Origin of the sequence: Rhodanobacter umsongensis, from assembly GCF_042654965.1 — a bacterium.
Lineage (GTDB): Bacteria > Pseudomonadota > Gammaproteobacteria > Xanthomonadales > Rhodanobacteraceae > Rhodanobacter > Rhodanobacter umsongensis.
Window position 1 is genome coordinate 45,673 of record NZ_JBHSMK010000008.1, and the last position, 21,241, is coordinate 66,913.

At 65.4% G+C, this 21,241-nt stretch carries 17 protein-coding genes; 14 read left to right on the forward strand and 3 right to left on the reverse strand.

The annotated features are described in order from the left end of the window. Window positions 1–23: 23 nt before the first annotated feature. Genes ACFPME_RS12110 through ACFPME_RS12120 form a run of 3 tightly spaced genes read left to right on the forward strand, consistent with a single transcriptional unit; the run spans window position 24 to window position 3,296 of the window. A complete protein-coding gene (locus tag ACFPME_RS12110; RefSeq protein ID WP_377305624.1) occupies window positions 24–956 on the forward strand; it encodes a hypothetical protein in 933 nt (310 codons plus the stop codon). A gap of 13 nt (window positions 957–969) precedes the next feature. Then, a complete protein-coding gene (locus ACFPME_RS12115) occupies window positions 970–1,428 on the forward strand; it encodes a toxin-activating lysine-acyltransferase (RefSeq protein ID WP_377305626.1) in 459 nt (152 codons plus the stop codon). Next, window positions 1,425–3,296: a hypothetical protein gene (locus ACFPME_RS12120; RefSeq protein WP_377305628.1), complete on the forward strand. Its 1,872-nt coding sequence runs from the start codon at window positions 1,425–1,427 to the stop codon at window positions 3,294–3,296. The genes ACFPME_RS12115 and ACFPME_RS12120 overlap by 4 nt, the downstream gene beginning before the upstream one ends. Before the next feature lie 301 nt (window positions 3,297–3,597). Here the strand turns inward: ACFPME_RS12120 and ACFPME_RS12125 are convergent, their stop codons facing one another. Further along, window positions 3,598–4,542 carry a LysR substrate-binding domain-containing protein gene (locus ACFPME_RS12125; protein WP_377305630.1) on the reverse strand — a complete coding sequence of 315 codons (945 nt, stop codon included), beginning with the start codon at window positions 4,540–4,542 and terminating at the stop codon, window positions 3,598–3,600. A 56-nt stretch (window positions 4,543–4,598) separates the two neighbouring features. On the opposite strand from ACFPME_RS12125, the gene ACFPME_RS12130 reads away from it, so the two are divergent. Continuing rightward, window positions 4,599–5,303 carry an FMN-dependent NADH-azoreductase gene (locus tag ACFPME_RS12130; protein ID WP_377305632.1) on the forward strand — a complete coding sequence of 235 codons (705 nt, stop codon included), beginning with the start codon at window positions 4,599–4,601 and terminating at the stop codon, window positions 5,301–5,303. A 157-nt stretch (window positions 5,304–5,460) separates the two neighbouring features. Here the strand turns inward: ACFPME_RS12130 and ACFPME_RS12135 are convergent, their stop codons facing one another. Continuing rightward, window positions 5,461–5,718 carry a hypothetical protein gene (locus tag ACFPME_RS12135; protein ID WP_377305634.1) on the reverse strand — a complete coding sequence of 86 codons (258 nt, stop codon included), beginning with the start codon at window positions 5,716–5,718 and terminating at the stop codon, window positions 5,461–5,463. A 312-nt stretch (window positions 5,719–6,030) separates the two neighbouring features. Between ACFPME_RS12135 and ACFPME_RS12140 the strand changes: the two genes are divergently transcribed. The 7 genes from ACFPME_RS12140 to ACFPME_RS12170 all read left to right on the forward strand — a co-directional run bounded on the left by ACFPME_RS12140 (window position 6,031) and on the right by ACFPME_RS12170 (window position 14,543). Next, window positions 6,031–6,516, forward strand: a complete 486-nt coding sequence (locus ACFPME_RS12140; RefSeq protein WP_377305636.1) for a hypothetical protein — start codon at window positions 6,031–6,033, stop codon at window positions 6,514–6,516. A gap of 448 nt (window positions 6,517–6,964) precedes the next feature. Then, on the forward strand, window positions 6,965–8,335 hold the full coding sequence (locus ACFPME_RS12145) for an FAD-binding oxidoreductase (RefSeq protein WP_377305638.1): 1,371 nt from the start codon (window positions 6,965–6,967) through the stop codon (window positions 8,333–8,335). A gap of 49 nt (window positions 8,336–8,384) precedes the next feature. Further along, a complete protein-coding gene (locus ACFPME_RS12150; protein ID WP_377305641.1) occupies window positions 8,385–9,140 on the forward strand; it encodes a hypothetical protein in 756 nt (251 codons plus the stop codon). A gap of 90 nt (window positions 9,141–9,230) precedes the next feature. Continuing rightward, window positions 9,231–9,833 carry a uracil-DNA glycosylase family protein gene (locus ACFPME_RS12155; RefSeq protein ID WP_377305643.1) on the forward strand — a complete coding sequence of 201 codons (603 nt, stop codon included), beginning with the start codon at window positions 9,231–9,233 and terminating at the stop codon, window positions 9,831–9,833. A gap of 121 nt (window positions 9,834–9,954) precedes the next feature. Beyond that, a complete protein-coding gene (locus tag ACFPME_RS12160) occupies window positions 9,955–11,226 on the forward strand; it encodes a nucleoside permease (RefSeq protein ID WP_377305645.1) in 1,272 nt (423 codons plus the stop codon). Between the two features lie 84 nt (window positions 11,227–11,310). Further along, window positions 11,311–13,431, forward strand: a complete 2,121-nt coding sequence (locus ACFPME_RS12165) for a TonB-dependent receptor (protein ID WP_377305647.1) — start codon at window positions 11,311–11,313, stop codon at window positions 13,429–13,431. Then, the gene (locus ACFPME_RS12170) at window positions 13,428–14,543 is read left to right on the forward strand and encodes a PepSY-associated TM helix domain-containing protein (RefSeq protein ID WP_377305649.1); all 1,116 of its coding nucleotides are present in this window, start codon (window positions 13,428–13,430) and stop codon (window positions 14,541–14,543) included. The genes ACFPME_RS12165 and ACFPME_RS12170 overlap by 4 nt, the downstream gene beginning before the upstream one ends. A gap of 60 nt (window positions 14,544–14,603) precedes the next feature. Here the strand turns inward: ACFPME_RS12170 and ACFPME_RS12175 are convergent, their stop codons facing one another. Next, window positions 14,604–16,376, reverse strand: coding sequence for a tetratricopeptide repeat-containing diguanylate cyclase (locus ACFPME_RS12175; protein WP_377305651.1), 1,773 nt, complete (start codon window positions 16,374–16,376; stop codon window positions 14,604–14,606). A gap of 126 nt (window positions 16,377–16,502) precedes the next feature. On the opposite strand from ACFPME_RS12175, the gene dusB reads away from it, so the two are divergent. The 3 genes from dusB to ACFPME_RS12190 all read left to right on the forward strand — a co-directional run bounded on the left by dusB (window position 16,503) and on the right by ACFPME_RS12190 (window position 21,240). Further along, window positions 16,503–17,489, forward strand: coding sequence for a tRNA dihydrouridine synthase DusB (dusB, locus tag ACFPME_RS12180; RefSeq protein ID WP_377305653.1), 987 nt, complete (start codon window positions 16,503–16,505; stop codon window positions 17,487–17,489). A gap of 168 nt (window positions 17,490–17,657) precedes the next feature. Continuing rightward, window positions 17,658–18,857, forward strand: coding sequence for a methionine adenosyltransferase (metK, locus tag ACFPME_RS12185; protein WP_377305655.1), 1,200 nt, complete (start codon window positions 17,658–17,660; stop codon window positions 18,855–18,857). Between the two features lie 508 nt (window positions 18,858–19,365). Continuing rightward, window positions 19,366–21,240 carry an ATP-binding cassette domain-containing protein gene (locus ACFPME_RS12190; protein ID WP_377305657.1) on the forward strand — a complete coding sequence of 625 codons (1,875 nt, stop codon included), beginning with the start codon at window positions 19,366–19,368 and terminating at the stop codon, window positions 21,238–21,240. Window position 21,241: the final 1 nt, after the last annotated feature.

Consider the following 21,241-nt stretch of genomic DNA (forward strand, 5'->3'; position numbering starts at 1 on the left):
CATTGCACTGGTAGCCTTTGCCCATGAATACGAAACGATTCAGCGTTCTTCTTGTCGGCGTCGCGGCGGTCTCAGCTACGGCCTGGCTCTACGTGTCGCCATTTAGCTCGGCGCACGACAACAGCCGGAGCGCTCAGGCCATTGCCCCCGCCCCCGTCCCCGCCCCATCGGCGGCTGCAAGCGCACCGTCGCCGTCGCCGCCGACCGTCTTCGCCACCAGCAACGCAAGCCACCCAGGTACGCCGGCGGCAACAATGACATTTGACACGAGTCGCGACTGCTATTTCGCGAAGAATCGGTTGGATGGAGCGCGTTCGGTGATCAAGGCTTGCCAGAGTTTGCCGCAAATCCCACAGACCGAGAGTCAGCGCGCGGAGTGCTCAAATTCCATTGCACGGAGCGAGGTCACCATACGCGAGCTGACAGACACCGTTGCCGCATGTCCTGCGGATACTGCATCGGCAATGCACTTCTATGAAGCAACTAAGTTGGCAGCGGCGCAGGGTAATGCCGATGCCCAGGCGTGCTATGTCCAATCGCTCTTCCAGAGCAATGGCGTGCAGCTGACGTACCCCCAGCGAGAGATTGATGACTACCGGCGTGATGCTCCTCGATACATTTCAGACGGCCTGGCGCGAGGGGATTGGCGCATGGTTAGTCTCCTGGCGCGTGGGGGGCATGATGGCGATGGGTTGCTGCCGCTCATCGCCGGAAATGATGTTTACAGAGAGTACGTGATGAATCGACTTCTCCAATTGGGCGCCGATGGCGAGTATGCACACCAGTTGGAGGCGTCAATCCGGTTCCATTACTTGTCGCCAAGCACGACGCAGGCGCCACCCCTCACTCAGGAACAGATCGCGCGTGGAAATCAGGAGGCTACAGCCCTCTTCCATAAATCGTTCGATCGGCAGCCGTTGCTGAATGGTCCGCCCTCGGTTTGCGCACAACGCTGAGGAAGCCTGTTCCATGGCAGCGAAGGGCTATTCGCCTCAGCCATTAACCCTTTCAGTAAATGACTACATGCGCGCACTAGGGGCGGTGAGCGCGGTAATGATGCGATCGCCGGAGTATTGTCAGTACCCGATAGCCTGCCTTGCCGAATGGATTCGGCCGGCGCTTCTATTGGATCAGTATCACCTCTTTCATGATGAAGGCGGCAATCTGGTCGGCTATATGACATGGGCATTCTTGGCCGAAGACGTCGAACAGCGATTGCTACACGACCCGGCGGTGCTCTTTCACTTGAGCGAGTGGAACGAGGGAGATCGCCTCTGGATTATGGATTTCGTGGTTCTTAACCACGACCTGAGACCGTGCCTCGACGTTGCGCGCGCCCGGTTCGCCGGGCTCGGTGAGGTCCGATGGCTTCGGCGTCGCGAAGACGGCTCGATCCGCAAAGTGCTGCATTGTCGCGCCTCCGCATGAGCGCCATCATCAATGACGTTTTTCGTCCTGATGAGGTCGCGATGCTTCATGAGGGCATCGTCGACCTTGCCGAGGTCAGCAACTCGTTGCTCGTACCATTCACGGCGTACCAACTCGCGGCGTGCCGGGTCGCCTGGCTCAATGTTCGTTGGTTCCTTCAACGCGGATTAGATGTCACCTCCGCCGTCGAGCGCCGACGCGCGGAGGGTTGGCTCCTTGCTGAATTTGGCTTCGCCATCGACAACGGGCCGTCGACATGCGGCGAGCGCCTCGCCAAGGTCTTCCATGCGGATCGCTATGGGAGTTCCGAGGGCACGACACCGCATGGCGGTAGCGGGCGCAGCGGGATTGCGGGACGTTTCAGTGCCAAGGGAATTGGACCTACGCCGCTGGTCGGCGCCGGGGCCACACCTGGTCACGCCCACGGGTGCGCCACTCTAGAGGAGTGCCTCCGCGAGGCGGTCTATAGCGAAGTGGTCGGCGCCGAATTTCCCTTCGGTGCCGTACCCGTGATCGCGGTCCTGGATACCGGCCTGATGTTCAGCGATCCCGACGCACAGGATTCACGCCGACGTCTGACGCGACGGGGACTACTTATCCGACCCACCGTTCTTCGCCCCTCGCACGCCGAACGCGCACCCTTGTTCCGCGCAAGGGTTTCCGCGGGCGATCAGGGACAAGCGTTGCAACAGGACGACGTCCTGCGCACGCGAACGGTGGTGCGCACGTGGCTGAATGGAAACCTGCCTAAAGACATTGTCGCTGCACCGGAGGTGTGGGTGGTGCGTATGGCCCAGCAGATTGCCTATGCGCAGGTCCATCGCCTCACCAACGGTGGAGTGTTCTCCTCCAACATGAGCTTGGCTGGCGAGCTCATGGATTTCGGCAATGCCCACGCCTTACCGGACTGGTCCCACGCCAACCTACTTGATCACGCGGCCGGCTTTGGCGGGGAAATGTGGGCGCTCCGAGCCGTAGTGCGTTCAATCGCATTTTACCTATGGAAATACGGCAGCCACGGCGACGAACGGGAGAAGATTGAGCGATCCCTACATGCGAAGGCAGAAGCAGCCTACCAACAGGCGTTCGATCGCGAATGCCTCGGCCTCTTCGGTCAAGCGGACGACGTGGGTGCCAGTCCATCCTTGGTACCTGCCCTGCGACGCTACTTCGAGGATCAGCAGCGCCGGCGGGTGCGCTATCAGTACGGGCGCGCTGAGCGCCAGTCGGGCGCGCCCACTAGCTGGCTCGGGGACGAGGCGATGGCTTACCTGGACCCCACCGCTCAGGCTCGATCGGATGGGCGGGTGAGCGAGCCGATTCATCGGTGCTTGCAGGCGTCACTGAGCACGCGCCCAGCGGGGGCTGATCGACTGAAAGGGGCTTACGTGACGGCCGTACGTCGCTTGAGCCGCCGTTCCTCACTGGACCGAGGCGAGCTGATTGGCCGGCTCACACGACTGGTGGATGAAGCGATTAACTCGTCGCAGCCGATCGCGTCACCCATCGAAGCGGTACTCGACGATCTCATTGGCCGCTCGCGCACACACTGGCGTCATCTACCCGAAGGTCAAGTCGTCCTACGCAAGAAGGCTCTGGGGCGCTCATGCCTCCTCTTCTGCCAAGACCCCGCTAGTGGTGCGCAGGCCCTATGGCTGTCAGGTGTGGCGCTGGCGGAGCGGCTCCATTGGTTCAATACGTGGATCCCGGCAGATGAACAACTCCACACCTTAATGCGTCACCCTGAAGGGGAGTGGAGCGCATGGATTCGTGTGACCTCCCTCTCGTCGTGGTGCGCCTCCGAGACGTTGCTCGCGAAGATTGCTCGCACCGCACCGGGACAAGTGGAGCGGTACGCCTCAGCATGACGAGAGGCGGCGATGGAGCGGGTGATTTGGTGTGCGGGTGCCCACCATGAACCAGCCACCGTACTCACCATGTTCCAGGTGATGTTTGACGTCGTCCCGATTTTCGGACACGTTGAAACTAGAAATGGGCCGACGCCAACATTACCCGCAAGGGCTGCGCGGGAGTCACACGATCAGCCCTCTCGATTTACTGTAGCGACGACAACCGAACCGGGTGTTCCTCGAACGTCCGATTTGGGTCGAAAGCGGTCCGATCGCAATGGCGAAGGCGTACAAAGGCCGTTCTCAACCTGAAAGGTCTTCAAGACTGGCTTGCCGCCGCGGTGGGCACGCTCGCCGCTTCATCCAGCAACCAGTTCCTCACCTCGACGAGCGCGGGATCCATGTCGCCCGCCTCCGGCCAAACGAGATGGAAAGGGTGGCCCGACAGCTCGGGGCCGAAGGGTTGGCATAGCAGTCCGGCACCCAACTCCTCCGCCGTGAGCGCCAGGTTGACCAAGGCGATGCCTTGGCCGGCGATTGCAGCCTGGATGGCGTGGACTTCGTCGGAAAACTGGAGCTGCCGTGGCACCGACGCGCGCCGTGCGCGCTCAAACCATAGAGCCCAGTCCGGCGTCATTGAATCACGGCGGAACCATTCGAAGCCGATCAGCGGCACGCGCTCCAAATCCTCCAGGCTGCGGACGCCAAGACCGGGAGCACACACCGGTGCGAAGCGAGAGGGCAGCAGGGGCGCATCGTTCAATCCATGGTAGTGCCCCGGGCCGTAGCGGATGGCCAAATGCGCTGAGCCGCTGTGCAGATCGACCGGCTCGTCGCTGGTGTGGAGGTGCAGGACGATGTCCGGTCGCGAGGTCGCGAGGCGCGCAAGGCGCGGCATCAACCAGCGCGAGGCGAACGCCATGGTCGTGCTCAGCACCACGGTGCGTGGCCTCGCATCAGGCCGAACCGCCTGCACGGCGCGCGTCATGGCATCGAAGCCCTCGCGAAGCGCAGGGAACAAACTCTGGCCAGCCGGTGTGAGATCCACCCGCCGGGTCCCGCGCACGAACAACTGTACGCCGAGACGGTCCTCCAGCTGACGGATCTGATGGCTGATGGCGGTTGCGGTCAGTGACAGCTCCGCAGCGGCGTGCTTGAAGCTGAGGTGCCGCGCCGCGGCCTCGAATGCGCGCAAGGCGGTCAATGGCGGGAGCTGGCGGGCGCGGGATGAATTCTGTTCACCTGATGAATGGGAAATCATCATTTTACGGCGGCGACCTCGCGGTTGATGCTTGAACACCCCCAATTTACAGGTGAATCGTGATTAGGTTGTTTCATATCGACTCCAGCGCCCGCCCCGGTCGTTCTGATGAGCTGGCGCATGGCTCACACACGCGTCGCCTGTCGGCCCGTTTCGTGCGTCGCTGGCAAGCGCTGAGGCCGCAGGATGCCGTCGTGTACCGCGACTTGGCCGAACAACCTCCGGCGCCTGTCACCGGCGAATGGGTGCATGCCGCCTTCACCCCGCCAGCGCAGCGGGAGCCGTGGATGCACCAAGTCCTCTCGCAAAGTGATCGCCTGGTCGACGAGCTGATTGGCGCCGACCTCGTCGTGATCGGAGTGCCCATGTACAACTTTGGCATGCCGTCCACGCTCAAGGCCTGGATCGACAATGTCGTCCGCGTGGGCCGCACGTTCGGCTTCGACCGCAGCCGCCCCGGTGAACCCTACTGGCCGCTTCTTGCTGGGCAGGGAAAACGCATGGTCCTGCTGAGTTCGCGTGGCGATCATGGGTACGAACCCGGAGAGCGCCTCGGCACGCGCAACCACGTGGAGACTGGCGTGACGGCGCCACTGCTCTACATCGGCATCGACAGAGTCGACTATGTCGCGATCGAGTACGACGAGTTCAACGACGAGCGCTTGCATGCGTCCATCGCCGCTGCCGAGGCGGAGGTGGATGCCCTGGTGGGGCAGATCACTGACGAGATGGCGGCGTGCGGCGCGGGATTGCCTCAAATCTAGGGTCGAGCGCGAGACGTCCCTTACGTCCGCTTTGGGTCGGGAACAGATGTTCCTCTTGAAATCGTCAATTAGAAGAAAGTCTCAAGTTGGTCTACCACGTAGGCGCGGATGTTAGCTTCGTCCCAGCTCGGCACGTAGGACTGCTCCGCGCGAAAGCTCAATACACCGAAAGCGGGGATGCTTCCCACCGGCCGGCCGTGTCCGCTTGTTTCGGATACGCGGTGAGGTTGGTTTGAGATACGCCCTCACGCATCTCGACGCAGGTCGGTCGACTCGAACGATGATGCTCATCGCGCGCGATATTACGTGCCAGCCTGATCGCAGGGCCGAGCGTCAGTTCGCGCAAGAGAAAGGTGCCATCACGACAAACCCCCCATTGCCCGCCTTCGTCCTGCTTGATGGTGTAGACGATCATGTTCGTCGCCATATAGTTGATGTGGTCGCCCTGCTTCGTCGGTGCCGCCTGACTTTCCGATGTCGGCATACGCCTGACGTCTAGTCGGTTTGTTCCTGACTCACAGAGCAAGCGCAGGATCGCGTAAGGCAGGCGGTCGTCAAAGCAGGTCTCCCCCCACGGACCTGTAGGGGTTGTCTGATCCTTGATGCGGTAGCACGCCGCTCATCTTTTTCCTACACAACGTCACGCGCCAAGCCTGCACCGCGTCATTGATACGCTCTGCGTGCCGCCAATGGGGCGGCTCTTTTTTGCGATGACAAGGAGAGTTTCATGGCATATGACAATCGCGTTGTGGCAGTTCTTTCAGACGAAGACGTGACGTCCATCCAGTCTGCGTTGACAACTGTTCGCGGCGCGCTTCCCTTTTTGGTGACGTTGTCGGGACAGGAGAGGCGTGAACTGGCGAAGATGGGGCCAAAGTCGGTGGGCTTTGACGAGAAGTGCGCGACGTACATGAACAATCGCCCCGAGTTTGCGCCTGGCTTCGTCGATGTCGCCGAGGTACAAAAGGTTCGGGCGCTTCGTTCTCAGTTGCTTCGCTTCACAATGGAACTCCAGACGCTCGCCAGTTGCGTCGACGATACCGTGCAGCTTGTATCCAGCGAGATTTGGCTGGCTGATCTTGACTACTACAAGGGTATCCGCGAGGCGGCCAAGACCGGCCAAGCTGGTGCACAGGATGCGTATGACGATCTGCGCGTACGCTTTCCCGGGCCAAGGGCTAATCGCGCCGCGCCAGCTACAGCAGTGGCCTGACGGCCGTGCCGGCGGGTACATGGTTTCGCATACCCGCCGGCACCACCGCCCTGGATTTCGCCTGCATGCGTGCTACATGGACATCGAGTGATTTTTCATGGCTGGTCTATCTCGATACATCGGCGCCCGGTGATTTTTCATGAACGACCTATCGCGGTACGCGGATGTCTACCAATTCTCCATCGACGCTCTATTGCTGTCCCTAGACGCCCACTGATTTTCCAAGGACGTTCCATCTCCCTCCATGGACGGCCAGTTACCTTTCTCAAGTCTTCTATCTATCTACATGGACAGCCACTCTTTTTTCATCGACGTTCTATCACGCTACATGGTCGTCTAATAATTTTGCATGGGCGTTCTATTGCGCCACCGGGCCACTGACTCGCCAGCCCGCGCTGGGACTCCCCCGAAGCTCTAGTCGGGTCGGGTTCGGCGCTAAACTCGTCGAATGACGCTTTCACCCACCCTGCTCGAGAGCCTTCGCGCCACGTTCGCTCCCGATGCGCTCTCGACCGGCGAAGCCGAACGCATCGCCTACTCCTACGACAACTCCCGCCTGCACGCGCTGCCGGATGCGGTGGTGTTCCCTGCCGAACACGCCCAGGTCGAGGCGCTGGTGCGGGCCTGTCGCGCGCACAAGGTGCCGGTGATCGCGCGCGGGCGCGGCAGCAATACGACGGGCGCCAGCGTGCCGGTCGAGGGTGGCGTGGTGGTGAGTTTCGAGCGGATGAACCGGATTCTGCGGATCGATCCGGACAACCGGCTGGCGGTGGTCGAGCCGGGGGTGTTGAACGGCGACCTGCAGCAGGCGCTGGCGCCGCACGGTTTTTTCTGGCCGCCCGATCCCACTTCGGCGCCGTGGTGCAGCGTCGGCGGCAACCTGGCGTGCAATGCGGCCGGGCCGCGCGCGGTGAAGTACGGCAGCCCGCGCGAGAACACGCTGGGCCTGCGCGCGGTGGCCGGCAGCGGCGAGGGTTTTCGCTGCGGCACCTACACCAGCAAGGGGGCGACCGGCTACGACCTGACCCGGCTGCTGATCGGCTCGGAAGGCACGCTGGCGCTGATCACCGAAGCCACGCTGAAGCTGACGCCGAAACCTTCGTCGGTGCGCACCTTGCGCGCGACCTATAGAGATGTGGGCGCGGCGGCGCGTGCGGTGGCGCGGATCATGGCGCAGCCGGTAACGCCGTGCGCGCTGGAGTTCATCGACGACGTGGCGCTGAAGCTGGCGCATGCGCATGGGGGCGACAGCGTGCCGCTTGCCGGCGCGATGCTGATGATCGAGGTGGATGGCGAACCGGCCACGCTGGACAGCGCGGTCGCTGCGGTGGCGGCTGCCGCACGCGGCGACGGGCTGGACGAACTGCGGGTGGCGCAGAGCGCCGAGGAAACCGGTGCGCTGTGGGCCGCACGCCGGGCGCTGTCGCCGGCGCAGCGCACGATCTCGCCGAACAAGATCAACGAGGATGTGGTGGTGCCGGTCAGCCACCTGCCCGCGCTGGTCGACGGCATCAAGCAGCTGTCGGCCAGGCACGATGTATTGATCGTCACGTTCGGCCACGCCGGCAACGGCAACCTGCATGTGAACCTGCTGCCGCGCGACGAGGTCGAACGCGAGCGCGCGCATGCCTGCCTCGCCGACGTGTTTGCGCTGGTGATCTCGCTGGAAGGCACGCTGTCGGGCGAGCACGGCATCGGCATGATCAAGCGCGAGTTCATGCCGCTGGCGCTGGAAGCCTCCACGCTGGGCTTGATGCGCAGCGTCAAGACGGCGTTCGACCCAGACGGGATACTCAACCCGGGCAAGCTGTTGCCCTGATCCTTATATTCTCCAGGGGGAATACATGAGAGCCATGAAGCTTGTTGTGATGGCGCTGCTGTGCCTGTTCGCGGGCGCCTGCAGCCAGCAAGACATCGTCGATCGCTTCGCGCCAGCATCCGAGGTCAAGTTTGCCCGCGCCACGCTGGAGGATCTGCGGCTGGGGCATCTGGAGTCGACCAGAGACCACCTGGCGGCCAAGCTCAGAACTCCCGACAGCGATGCGGAGCTGGCCAAGATGGCGGGCTACTTTCCCGAGGGCGCGCCGCGTTCGGTCAAGACCGTGGGCGCTCACAAGGCGTGGGTAAACGGCGAGTCACATGTGTCGCTCGCCTTCGAGTACGAATTCGATTCGGACTGGGCCCTGGCTGACATGGTTGTGTCCACCACAGGCGGTCAGGACACCATCGAGGGCTTGCACGTTTACCGGATGAAGCAGTCGCTGGAGCAGACCAACGCGTTCACCCTTCGAGGCAAGCATCCCCTGCAGTACCTTTTTCTGGGGCTGGCCTGCGTCATACCGCTGCTTTGCCTGTATGCCCTGGTGCTGTGCGCGCGCACCCCGATGCGGGGCCGGAAGTGGCCGTGGATCCTGTTTATCCTGTTCGGCTTCGTCGCGGTCGGGCTCAACTGGACCACGGGAGCGTTCAGCATGCAGCCGATCAGCGTGCTGCTGTTTGGCGCCGCCTGCGTTGCCCAGCCCTTTGGCCCGTGGACGATTTCGGTGGCGTTTCCGCTGGGCGCCGTGTGGTTTTTGCTCAAGCGGCGCAGCTACGTCGCCGCGATCCCGCCGCCACTCCCGTGATGCGTGTGCGTCATGTCACCCATCCCATGCGCGGCAAGCCGTCGACGCCACGCGCAGCCCGGTGTGCACCCCGACCGAAGACCCGCAAGCATGCCCGCTCCGCTTGATCCGCTGCTGCGGGATATCCGCGCCTGCCGCCTGTGCGAGGCGCATCTGCCGCTGGGCCCGCGGCCGGTGCTGCAGGCGTCGGCCACGTCGCGGCTGCTGATCGTCAGCCAGGCGCCGGGGCGCAAGGTGCATCTGAGCGGGGTGCCGTTTGACGATGTGAGCGGCGATCGGCTGCGCGAGTGGCTGGGCATCGATCGCGACACGTTCTACGACGCCGCGCGCGTGGCGATCGTGCCGATGGGTTTCTGTTTCCCCGGCAGCGGCCGCGGTGGCGACCTGCCGCCGCGACCGGAGTGCGCGCCGACCTGGCACCCGCCCCTGCTGCCGTTGTTGACGCAGGTGCGGCTGACCCTGGTGATCGGCCAATACGCGCAGGCAGGCATGCTCGGTGCGGCGCGGGCCGCCTCGCTGACCGACACCGTGCGCGCGTGGCGCACGCACCTGGCCCACGGGCGGCTGCCGCTGCCGCATCCCAGCCCGCGCAACCGGCCGTGGGTGATGCACAACCCGTGGTTCGAGCAGGAGCTGCTGCCGGTGTTGCGCGATCGCGTGCAGGCGTTGCTGCGCGGCGTCGACGGCCATTGAAGCGGCGCTGCAGCCAGCCTTGCCGGTCGGGCGCCGATTCATCTAACCTGCCAAGGCTTTGCGGCCACGGGGTGTTCCCTCGGCCTTGCCTGGGGAAAGCCAATATGCGGGTTGTCGGTCGATGAGCATCAAGCTCCGTCTTGTGGCGATGAATTTTCTGCAGTTTTTTGTGTGGGGGGCCTGGCTGATCACCATCGGCGCGTACTGGTTCCAGTACCGGCACTGGTCGGGCGCGCAGTTCGGCGCGATCTTCTCGACCATGGGCATCGCCTCGCTGTTCATGCCCTCGCTGATGGGCGTGGTCGCGGACAAGTGGCTCAATGCGGAACGGCTTTACGGCCTGCTGCACATCGGCGGCGCGATGGTGTTGTTCATGGTGCCCTCGATCGACAGCCCGGGCACGCTGTTCTGGGTGATGCTGCTGAACATGATGTGCTACATGCCGACGATCTCGCTGGCGATCGCGGTGGCGTACAACGCGCTGAAGACCAACGGCGCCGACGTGGTGCTGGTGTTTCCGCCGATCCGCGTGTGGGGCACGATCGGTTTCATCGCCGCGATGTGGATGGTGAGCCTGCTGCACCTGGAAACCTCCGGCGGCCAGTTCTATGTCGCCTCCGGCGCGTCGCTGCTGCTGGGCCTGTATGCGTTCACCCTGCCGAAATGCCCGCCGCGCCTGCGCGGGCAGGCGCATACCTCGTGGCTGGATACGCTGGGGCTGACCTCGTTCGCGCTGTTCCGGAACAGCAAGATGGCGATCTTCTTCGTGTTCGCCATGCTGCTGGGTGCGGCGCTGCAGCTGACCAACGCCTACGGCGATACGTTCCTGCATGATTTCGCCAACGTCGATGCGTACAAGGGCATGATCGCCGTGCGCTATCCGGCGATCATCATGTCGATCTCGCAGGTTTCGGAAACGCTGTTCATCCTGGCCATTCCATTCTTCTTCAAGCGCTTCGGCATCAAGACGGTGATGCTGATCAGCATGCTGGCATGGGTGCTGCGCTTCGGCCTGTTCGCCTACGGCAACCCCGGGCCGGGGCTGTGGATGATCGTGATGTCGTGCATCGTGTACGGCATGGCGTTCGACTTCTTCAATATCTCCGGCTCGCTGTTCGTCGAGGAGCAGAGCGACCCGGCGATCCGCGCCAGCGCGCAGGGCCTGTTCATGCTGATGACCAACGGCATCGGCGCGGTCCTGGGCAGCTCGATCAGCGGGGTGATCATCGACCTCTGGTTCACCCATGCCGACGGCAGCAAGGACTGGCCCGGGATCTGGACGACGTTCGCCTCGTACTCGCTGGTGGTGGCCGTGCTGTTCGCGATTTTCTTCAAGCACCGGCACGTGCGCGCGGCAGCGGTGCTACCCACGGAAGGCGCGCTGCACGGCTGACGCCGGCGTCCGGCGGCGGGTACCGCTCAATTGTTATTGCGAATCATTATCATTTAAGATGCGGGTCCCTACAGGAGGCCCCGCATGTCGTTTTCCGTTCGCCCACTCGCTTTTGCCTGCGCGCTCGCGCTCGCCGGTGTCGCCCACGCCGCGGACCCGCAGGATGCTGTTGCGCTGAAGCGGGTCGAGGTATCCGCCAGCACGCTGCGCATGCCGCAGAGCCAGGGCGCCCTGCCCACCACGATCACCGTGATCACGCATGAGGACCTGCGCCAGCAGCTGGCGCTGACGCCGGACCTGGGCGACGCCATCGGCAACCTGGTGCCCTCGTTCTCGCCATCGACGCAGAAGCTCAGCACCCGCGGCCAGACCCTGCGCGGACGCAACCCGCTCTACATGATCGACGGCGTGCCGCAATCCAGCCCGCTGCGCAACGGCTCGCGCGATGGCTACACGATCGACCCGGCGATGATCGAGCGCATCGAGATCGTGGAAGGCTCCAACGCGATGCAGGGCCTGGGCGCGGCCGGCGGCATCATCAACATCATCACCAGGCAGGCGCCGAAGCAGGACGGCGTGCGCCAGGAAGTCACCGTCGACACCAGCGCGCCGACCCGCGGCGGCGACGGCCTGGGTTATGGCGCGGCTTACCTGCTGGGCGCGCGCAGCGGCGCGTTCGACATGGTCGTGGGCGCGTCGTGGCGCCAGCGCGGCATGTATTCGGACGCGAAGGGGCGGCTGATCGGCGTCGACGGCACCCAGGGCGACCTGATGGATTCGAAAAGCAGCGACGGCTTCGCCAAGTTCGGCTACGAGTTCGCCGGCGCACGGCACCTGCAGTTGACCGTCAATCGCTTCGACCTCGACGGCAACGGCGACTACACCGCGGTGCCGGGCGACCGGGACGCCAACCTGCCGACCACCTCGACGCGCGGCAAACAGCCCGGCGATGCGCCGCGCAACCGCGTGCTGACCAGCAGCCTCGACTACCGCGACCCCGCGCTGGCCGGCGGCGAGCTGCGCGCGCAGCTCTACCACCAGAAGAACCGCGAACTGTTCGGCGGCGGCCGCTTCGCCACTTTCCAGGACCCCGCCTACGGCCCGAACCTGTTCGACCAGTCGCAGAACGTGTCGACCAAGGACGGCGCGCGGCTGTCGTGGTCCAAACGCGGCCTGCTCGAGGGCAAGCTGACCGTGCTGGCCGGTGCCGACGGCTATCGCGACACCACCTATCAGGCACTGACCCATACCGGCCGCCACTGGGTTCCCGACAGCACCTACACCGGCTGGGCGCCGTTCCTGCAGGGCGAATACTGGCCGCTGCAATCGGTGTCGCTGTCCGGTGGATTGCGCCAGGAGCACGGCACGCTCGAGGTACCGACCTTCCAGACGCTGGCGGCGTACAACGGGGTCACCGTGCAGGGCGGCTCGACCGGTTTCAGGAAGACGCTGCCGAACTTTGGCGCGGTCTGGTATCTCACCAGCCAGCTCAACCTGTTCGCCAGCTACGCCGAGGGCTACACCCTGCCCGACGTGGGTCGCGTGCTTCGGGGCATCAACAAGCCCGGCCAGGACGTGGCCGGCTTCCTCGGCCTGAAGCCGGTGGTGTCGGACAACCGCGAACTGGGTGTCGATTACAGCGGCGACCGTTACGGCGCGCGGGTGAGCTACTACACCTCGCGCTCCAAGCTCGGCTCGGTGCTGGTGTTCGACGCGCCCAACCAGGTCTACAACGTGATGCGCCAACGCGTGGCGATCAGCGGCTGGGAGGCACGCGCGAACTGGCAGCCGGTCGACGGCGCCCTGCTCAACGCGTCGTTCGCGATCAATCGTGGCCGCTCCGACCGCAACGGCGACGGCCAGGTCGACTCCGATCTCGACGGCGCGAACATCGCGCCGAACCGGCTCAACCTGTCGTGGACGCAGCGCTGGAACGACGCGCTGTCGAGCTATCTGCAGCTGAGCCATGCCTACAGCCGCGACTTCGCCACGCTGGGCCGGCGCAGCGCGCACTTCGACGGCTACAGCACCGCCGACGCCTACGTGAAGTGGCACACCGATGCCACCGGCGACTGGACGCTCGGCGCGCAGAATCTGGCCAATACGCAGTTCATCAACTACATCTCGCAGACCATCGGCGACAACGACTCGTACTTCGCCGGCCGTGGCCGCGTGCTCTCGCTGACCTGGCAGCAAGTGTTTTGAGCACGCCCGCCACATCCTTGCTGGCACAGCCACCGTGGCGACTGCGCGGACGCGTGCGGCAATGGATGCAGCGCCTGCACCTGTGGCTGGGGCTGAGCGTCGGCCTGGTGTATGCGCTGATCGCGTTGAGCGGCAGCGTGCTTGCGTTCCAGCAGCCGTGGCTGCGTGCGGCCTATCCGCAACTCGCCGCGCATGCCCTGCCCGACGCCGCGCAACGCGCGGCGGTGCTGACGCGCATCGCCGCCGAGTGGCAGCCGCGCGGCCTGCGCGCGGCGGACCTGCCGCTGGCCGAGCTGCCGGTGTGGCAGCTGTATTTCAGGGACGGCACGCGGCGCTACCTGGATCCGGCCGATGGCAGCCTGCTGCTGACGCGCTCGCGCAACGGCGACACCTTGCAGTTCCTGCACTACTGGCATACCCACCTGCTGGCCGGCAAACGCGGCGAGCAGGTGCTGGGCGTGGTCGGCGGGCTGGCGCTGTTCCTGCTGGTATCCGGCCCGTTGCTGTGGTGGCCGGGGCGGCGCCATCTGCTGGCCAGCCTGCGTCCGCACGCGCAGCCGCCGACCCGGCGCTGGGCCAGCTGGCATCGTGGCGCCGGCATCCTCAGCCTGCCGCTGCTGGTGCTGGCGAGCCTGACCGGCACCTTGATGATCTACGGTGCCGGCACTGCACAGGTGCTGCGCAATGCGTTTGGCGACCCGGCAAAGACACCGGCGCCGACCGCGCTGGCGACACGCGCCGTGCCGATCGACTGGAACGCCGTGCTGATGGCCGCGCAACGCGCCATGCCGGGCGCGGCGCTGCACCGGGTGACGCTGCCGGACGCGCGCAATGCGCAGGTGGTGATCCGCGCGCAGGCGCGCGGCGAATGGCATCCGGTGGGGCGCAGCACGATCTGGCTGAATCCGTACACGGCGAGCGTGCTGGCCAGCGACGACGCCACCCGCGGCGGCACCGGCACGCGCATCAACGATGCGATCTATCCGCTGCACGCCGGCCGCGTCGGCGGGCGGGCATGGCAGCTGGCGGTGGCGTTTGCCGGGCTGTTGCCGCTGTTCTTCGTGATGACCGGGTTCTTGTTCTGGCGCGCACGCACGCGCCGGCGCAACTGATCACGAGCGCGCGCCGCGCACCGCCGGCAGGGCAACCGTGCGTGCGTGGCGGCCCGTGGCTCAGTGCAGCACCGTGCTGGCCACCACGCGGTTTCGGCCAAACGATTTGGCCGAGTACAGCGCCGCGTCGGCGGCCTTCATCCAGCTGCTGAGGTCATGGCACTGGCTGCCGTCGAACACGGCCATGCCGATGCTCACCGTGATGTGGTCCAGCGGCACCGTGGCCGGCAGGGGCAGCGCGGCCACGCCCACGCGCAAGGTTTCGGCCAGGCGCAGACCGGCCTCGGCGCCAAGCCTGGGGCACAGCACCGCGAACTCCTCGCCGCCGATGCGCGCCACGTGACCCGTCGCGGCCACGGCATGATTCAGGTATCCGGTGACCAGCGACAGCACCCGATCGCCTTGCGGATGGCCGGCGCTGTCGTTGACCTGCTTGAAGTGATCGAAGTCGATCAGCATCAGTACGTGCGGTTGACGCGGTGCATGGCCGACACCCAGCAGGGCCATGGCGCGCTGCATGAAGGCGCGCCGGTTTTCGATGCCGGTCAGCGGATCGCGCAGGGTCTGGATGCGCAGTTCCGCCGCATGGCGGCGCTGGGCGCGCAGCAGCAGATACAGCAGCCCGGTGATCAGGATCAGCGCCACGCTCACGCCCTTGACCACCATGCCGATCAGGGCCTGGTGCTGTTGCGCTTCGGTGCGCTCGGCGGCTTGTGCACGGGCGGTCTTGAGCGCGAGGTCCTGCAGCCGGTTCTGGTGCTCCAGGGTCTGGATGCGCAGCTCCCTCTCGCGGCCGGCATAGCGGGTTTCCAGCGCCGCCTCGTCCGCACGCAGCGCCTTGGCATTGTGCTCGGTCAGCAGGCGGATCGCTTCGCGCGCGTCGACCAGCGCCTGCGCGGAATGACCGGCCCGCTCGTTCATCTGGCTGCGCCGCGCCAGCAGGTCCGGCAGCAGGCCGTCCATGCCGGCGGCGCGGGCGTCGGTGACGGCGATGCTGATGGTGGACAGCGCCAGCGCCGGCTGGCCGAGGGCGGCGTAGTCGGTGGCGATGTTGGCGCGCGAGACCAGCGCGTCGCTGACCCGGCCGGTGGCCAGCTCCTGCGCCAGCGAGGCCTGCGACAGCGCGAGCGCCTCGCGGACGCGGCCGGTTTTCAGGTACATGCGCGCCATGTTGTCGCCGACCATCACCACCAGCTGGTCCATGCCGATGCTGGCGAAGTGCTGGCGCGAACGCTGGTAAAGCTCGATCGCGTTATCCGCCTGATCCAGGTTGGCGAAGTTGATGCCCTGGTCGTTTTCGGCCTGGGCCAGGCCCCAGGTGTCGCCCAGTTCGCGATAGGCGTCCTGCGCCTTCTCGCACAGCGACAGCGCGCTGCGCGCCTTGTCGCTCATGGCATAGGCGTCGCACAGGTTGTAACTGGCCCAGGCGCGGACGACGGGATTGCTGTCGTTCTGCACTTTCGCGGCCGCGCGCAGCGCCTCGCTGATGCCGTCGCCGATGCCGGTGGCGATCAGCTGGCGCGAACGCAGGAAGCCGGCCGATGCGGCGGCCAGGGAGAAGTTCTGCGCGCTTGCCAGGCTGTCCAGCCGCAGCACGGCCTCGGTCAGCGCGGTGTCGTCGTTGACGTTGACCGCAGCGGTACCCATCAGCCACAGCAGGTCGCGTTCTCGCGCGGGCGAGGCGCCATCGCCCAGGTGGTCGAGCTGCTGGCGCATGTCCGTAATCAGGCCATGCGGATCGGACTCGGTGCGATAGCGCAGCGCATCGCGCTCGGGTACGACAACGCGTGCATGCCCTGGCAGCGCCAGCAGGCACAAACAGATAAGCAGCATGCCCCGCATGGCGGCCATCCCCTGGCGTGCACGAACACCTTCCATTCTGCGGCATGCCGCGGGGCAAGCAAAGACCCGCCGCCGCGCACCACATCGCCGCCCGGGTGCTGCCGCTACAATGGCCGGATGCGCATCGGCCCCTACCTGATCGACCCGCCCGTGGTGCTCGCGCCGATGGCCGGCGTCACCGACAAGCCGTTCCGCCTGCTGTGCAAGCGGCTGGGTGCGGGCCTGGCCGTGTCGGAAATGACCAACGCCGACCCGCGGCTGTGGCATACGCGCAAGTCGCTGCAGCGCATGGACCACGACGGCGAGCCCGAGCCGGTCAGCGTGCAGATCGCCGGCTACGACCCGGCGATGCTGGCCGAGGCGGCCCGTTTCAACGTGGCCAACGGCGCGCAGATCATCGACATCAACATGGGTTGCCCGGCCAAGAAGGTGTGCAACGTGTGGTCCGGCTCCGCCCTGCTGCAGGACGAGCCGCTGGTGGCGCGCATCGTCAAGGCAGTGGTCGACGCGGTGGAGGTGCCGGTGACGCTGAAGATCCGCACCGGCTGGAACCGCGACAACCGCAACGCGCTGAACATCGCGCGCATCGCCGAGGACAACGGCATCGCCGCGCTGGCCGTGCATGGCCGCACCCGCGCCGACAAGTACGAAGGCGAAGCGGAATACGCCACCATTGCAGCCGTAAAGACGTCCATACGCATTCCGGTGTTGGCCAACGGCGACGTCGACACGCCACAGCAGGCCCGGCGCGTGCTGGAGCTGACCGGCGCCGACGCGGTGATGGTGGGCCGTGGCGCGCAGGGCCGGCCGTGGATCTTCCGCGAGATCTCGCACTACCTCGCCACCGGCGAGCTGCTGCCCGAGCCGTCCGCCGAGGAGGTAGGCGCCATCCTGCTCGGCCACCTTGAACATCTGTACGCGTTCTACGGTGAACTGGCCGGCGTGCGCATCGCGCGCAAGCATCTGGGCTGGTATGCCAAGGATCGCCCGGAAAACGCGGCGTTCCGCCACGTGGTGAACCGCGCCGAGTCGGCCGACATGCAGCTGCGGCTGACCCGCGACTACTTCGCGGCGCTGGCCGCCGGCGGGCGACTGGCCGCCTGAGCGACCCGTCGCCTGCGCGATGGCGAAACTGAATAGCCATCCAAACGGCTGAACACCCGGCAACCCGCCGGCAGGCTGATCGACCCCCAGGCTGCAAAACCGGACCCGGCCATGTATCATGCCCGACTTCATTTATCTTTCTATCCGCACAAAGGGATATAAACCGCGATGTCCAACTACCTGTTCACCTCCGAATCGGTCTCCGAAGGCCATCCGGACAAGGTCGCCGACCAGATCTCCGATGCCGTGCTCGACGCGATCCTCGTGCAGGACCCGCGCGCCCGTGTCGCTTGCGAGACGATGGTCAAGACCGGCGTGGCGATCGTCGCCGGCGAAGTCACCACGAGTGCGTGGATCGACCTGGAGGCGCTGACCCGCAAGGTGATCGTCGACATCGGCTACAACTCCAGCGAAGTCGGCTTCGACGGCGAGACCTGCGGCGTGCTCAACCTGATCGGCAAGCAGTCGCCGGACATCAACCAGGGCGTGGACCGCAAGAACCCGGAAGACCAGGGTGCCGGCGACCAGGGCCTGATGTTCGGCTATGCGACGAACGAGACGAAGGACATGATGCCGGCGGCGATCTACTACTCGCACCGCCTGGTCGAGCAGCAGGCCAAGGTGCGCAAGAAGAAGAACTCGCCGCTGCCGTGGCTGCGCCCGGACGCCAAGAGCCAGGTCACCCTGCGCTACGAGAACGGCGTGGCCACCGCGATCGACGCGGTGGTGCTGTCGACCCAGCACGATCCGAGCGTGAAGCAGAAAGACCTGATCGAGGCCGTGCGCGAGCACATCCTCAAGCCGGTGCTGCCGGCCAAGTGGCTGCACAAGGGCACCAAGTTCCACATCAACCCGACCGGCAAGTTCGTGATCGGCGGACCGGTGGGCGACTGCGGCCTGACCGGCCGCAAGATCATCGTGGACACCTACGGCGGCTGGGCCCGTCACGGCGGCGGCGCGTTCTCCGGCAAGGACCCGTCGAAAGTCGACCGCTCGGCCGCCTACGCCGCGCGCTACGTGGCCAAGAACATCGTGGCTGCCGGCATCGCCGACCGCTGCGAGGTCCAGGTGAGCTATGCGATCGGCGTGGCCCATCCGACCTCGATCTCGGTCACCACGTTCGGCACCGGCAAGATCAGCGACGAGAAGATCGAGAAGCTGATCCGCAAGCACTTCGACCTGCGCCCGTACGGCATCCTGCAGATGCTCGACCTGATCCATCCGATGTACCAGCAGACCGCCAGCTACGGCCACTTCGGGCGCACCCCGCAGCTGGTCAAGGATGCCAACGGCAAGTCCTACACCACGTTCTCGTGGGAGAAGACCGACCGCGCCGAGGCACTGCGCAAGGATGCGAAGCTGAAATAAGCCGGCATTGCACGCTGCAAACGAAACGGGCCGCCTTGTGCGGCCCGTTTTTCGTTGCCGTCGAATGGTTTGCTCAGCGGCCCTGCTTTTGGTTGGCGGATTCAAGCCAACCGCGCACGGCGAGTTCCGGCGCAAGCTTGTCGACAGCGGTCAGCCCACGCAAAGCGCGCGTCTTCCAGCCCGGCCCGCGCGACAGCAGATCGCTCCACGCTTCACGCGCCGCCCAGTCGGAACCCTGCTGGTGATACGCGAACAGCGCCGCGCTCTGGCGTGGGTCCTTGTTCGACTTTGCCGCCCGGCGCAGGCTCGACCACCGGTCTGGCTTTCATCGCCTTGAGAAGTTTGGCCGTGCAGCGCAAGACGGTCATCGCAGGGGCCTTGCGACCTTCATGCGCCGATCGCCTGGCGTAACTGCATCTGGACCGATTTTCCCCCGCGCTCTCTTTCTTTCAAACCGCTCGTCTGTCCGAAAACAGGCTTTCAAGGCGGCACCAGCTACAATAGGAGGATGTCCCTTATCCAATTGCAACACGTCGATTTCAGCATCGGCGGCCCACTCCTGCTCGAACATGTCGATCTGTCGATCGAGGCGAACGAGCGTGTCTGCATCGTCGGCCGCAACGGCGAAGGCAAGTCCACCCTGATGAAGTTGATCGCCGGCGAGCTGCATGCCGACGATGGCGAGGTGCGCATCCAGAACGGCATCGTGGTCGCGCGGATGGCGCAGGAAGTGCCGCAGGACACCGCCGGCAGCGTGTTCGACGTGGTGGCCGAAGGATTGGGCGATCTTGGCCGGCTGCTGGCGCGCTACCACCATCTGCTGCACGAGCTGCACACGCCGGCCGATTTCGAGGCGCTGGGCGACGTGCAGCATCAGATCGAAGCGCAGCACGGCTGGGATCTGGACCGGCGCGTCGACGAGGTGCTGACCCAGCTGGAGCTGCCCGGCGATACCGACTTCGCCGCCTTGTCCGGCGGCATGAAGCGCCGCGTGCTGCTGGCGCAGGCGCTGGTGCGCAAGCCCGACGTGCTGCTGCTGGACGAGCCGACCAACCATCTCGACATCGAGGCGATCGGCTGGCTGGAAAGCTTCCTCAAGCAGTTCCCCGGCAGCATCCTGTTCGTCACCCATGACCGCAGCTTCCTGCGCGCGCTGGCCACGCGCATCGTCGAGATCGATCGCGGCGCGCTCACCGACTGGCCGGGCGACTATGACAACTACCTGCGCCGGCGCGAGGAACGCCTGCACGCCGAGGCGCAGGCGAACGCGCTGTTCGACAAGAAGCTGGCGCAGGAGGAAGTGTGGATCCGCCAGGGCATCAAGGCCCGGCGCACCCGCAATGAAGGCCGCGTGCGCGCGCTGAAGGCGTTGCGCAACGAGCGCGCCGAACGGCGCAATCTTGGCGGCAACGTCAGGATGACTGCGGCCAGTGCGCAGGCGTCGGGCAAGAAGGTGATCGACCTGCAGCACGTGCACCAGGCCTATGGCGGGCGCGTGCTGATCGATGACCTGACCACCACCATCATGCGCGGCGACCGCATCGGCATCATCGGCCCGAACGGCGCCGGCAAGAGCACGCTGTTGAAGATCATGCTGGGCGAACTGAAACCGCAACGCGGCACGGCGGAGATCGGCACCGGCATCCAGATCGCCTACTTCGACCAGCATCGCCTGCAGCTCGACAACCGCCTCAGCGCGGTGGACAACGTGGCCGAGGGCCGCGAATTCATCGAGCTCAACGGCCAGCGCAAGCACATCATCGGCTACCTGCAGGATTTCCTGTTCTCGCCCGAACGCGCGCGCGCGCCGATCACCCGATTGTCCGGTGGCGAGCGCAACCGCCTGCTGCTGGCCAAACTCTTCGCGCAGCCGTCCAACCTGCTGGTGATGGATGAGCCGACCAACGATCTGGACGTCGAAACGCTGGAGCTGCTGGAAGAGCTGCTGACCGACTATCAGGGCACGCTGCTGCTGGTTTCGCACGATCGCGCGTTCCTCGACAACGTGGTCACCAGCACCCTGGTGCTGGAGGGCGATGGCCAGGTGGGCGAGTACGTGGGTGGCTATACCGACTGGTTGCGCCAGCGGCCGGGTGCGCGTGCGTCGACCGCGGGCAAACCTGCAGCATCCGCCCCCGCCGTCGCGGCCGCAGCGGTGGCCTCCAGGCGCAAGCTCAGCTTCAAGGAACAGCACGAACTGGAGCAACTGCCCAAGCGCATCGAGCAACTGGAAGGCGAGATCGGTAGCCGCACCGCGGCAATGAACGATCCGGCGTTCTTCCAGCAGGGCAGCGCCGCCCTCGTCAAGGCGAACGAAGAGCTGGCGGCCTTGCAGGCCGAGCTCGACAGTGCCTACGCACGCTGGTCCGAACTGGACGTGTGAT

Bases quoted from the DNA above. Each gene is read 5' to 3' on its own strand.
- ACFPME_RS12190 (WP_377305657.1), top strand. From the start codon at position 19,366: ATGTCCCTTATCCAATTGCAACACGTCGATTTCAGCATCGGCGGCCCA.
- ACFPME_RS12120 (WP_377305628.1), top strand. From the start codon at position 1,425: ATGAGCGCCATCATCAATGACGTTTTTCGTCCTGATGAGGTCGCGATG.
- ACFPME_RS12125 (WP_377305630.1), bottom strand. From the start codon at position 4,542: ATGATGATTTCCCATTCATCAGGTGAACAGAATTCATCCCGCGCCCGC.
- ACFPME_RS12175 (WP_377305651.1), bottom strand. From the start codon at position 16,376: ATGCTGCTTATCTGTTTGTGCCTGCTGGCGCTGCCAGGGCATGCACGC.
- ACFPME_RS12145 (WP_377305638.1), top strand. From the start codon at position 6,965: ATGACGCTTTCACCCACCCTGCTCGAGAGCCTTCGCGCCACGTTCGCT.
- ACFPME_RS12165 (WP_377305647.1), top strand. From the start codon at position 11,311: ATGTCGTTTTCCGTTCGCCCACTCGCTTTTGCCTGCGCGCTCGCGCTC.
- ACFPME_RS12155 (WP_377305643.1), top strand. From the start codon at position 9,231: ATGCCCGCTCCGCTTGATCCGCTGCTGCGGGATATCCGCGCCTGCCGC.
- ACFPME_RS12115 (WP_377305626.1), top strand. From the start codon at position 970: ATGGCAGCGAAGGGCTATTCGCCTCAGCCATTAACCCTTTCAGTAAAT.
- ACFPME_RS12150 (WP_377305641.1), top strand. From the start codon at position 8,385: ATGGCGCTGCTGTGCCTGTTCGCGGGCGCCTGCAGCCAGCAAGACATC.
- dusB (WP_377305653.1), top strand. From the start codon at position 16,503: ATGCGCATCGGCCCCTACCTGATCGACCCGCCCGTGGTGCTCGCGCCG.
- ACFPME_RS12160 (WP_377305645.1), top strand. From the start codon at position 9,955: ATGAGCATCAAGCTCCGTCTTGTGGCGATGAATTTTCTGCAGTTTTTT.
- ACFPME_RS12135 (WP_377305634.1), bottom strand. From the start codon at position 5,718: ATGATCGTCTACACCATCAAGCAGGACGAAGGCGGGCAATGGGGGGTT.
- ACFPME_RS12110 (WP_377305624.1), top strand. From the start codon at position 24: ATGAATACGAAACGATTCAGCGTTCTTCTTGTCGGCGTCGCGGCGGTC.
- metK (WP_377305655.1), top strand. From the start codon at position 17,658: ATGTCCAACTACCTGTTCACCTCCGAATCGGTCTCCGAAGGCCATCCG.
- ACFPME_RS12140 (WP_377305636.1), top strand. From the start codon at position 6,031: ATGGCATATGACAATCGCGTTGTGGCAGTTCTTTCAGACGAAGACGTG.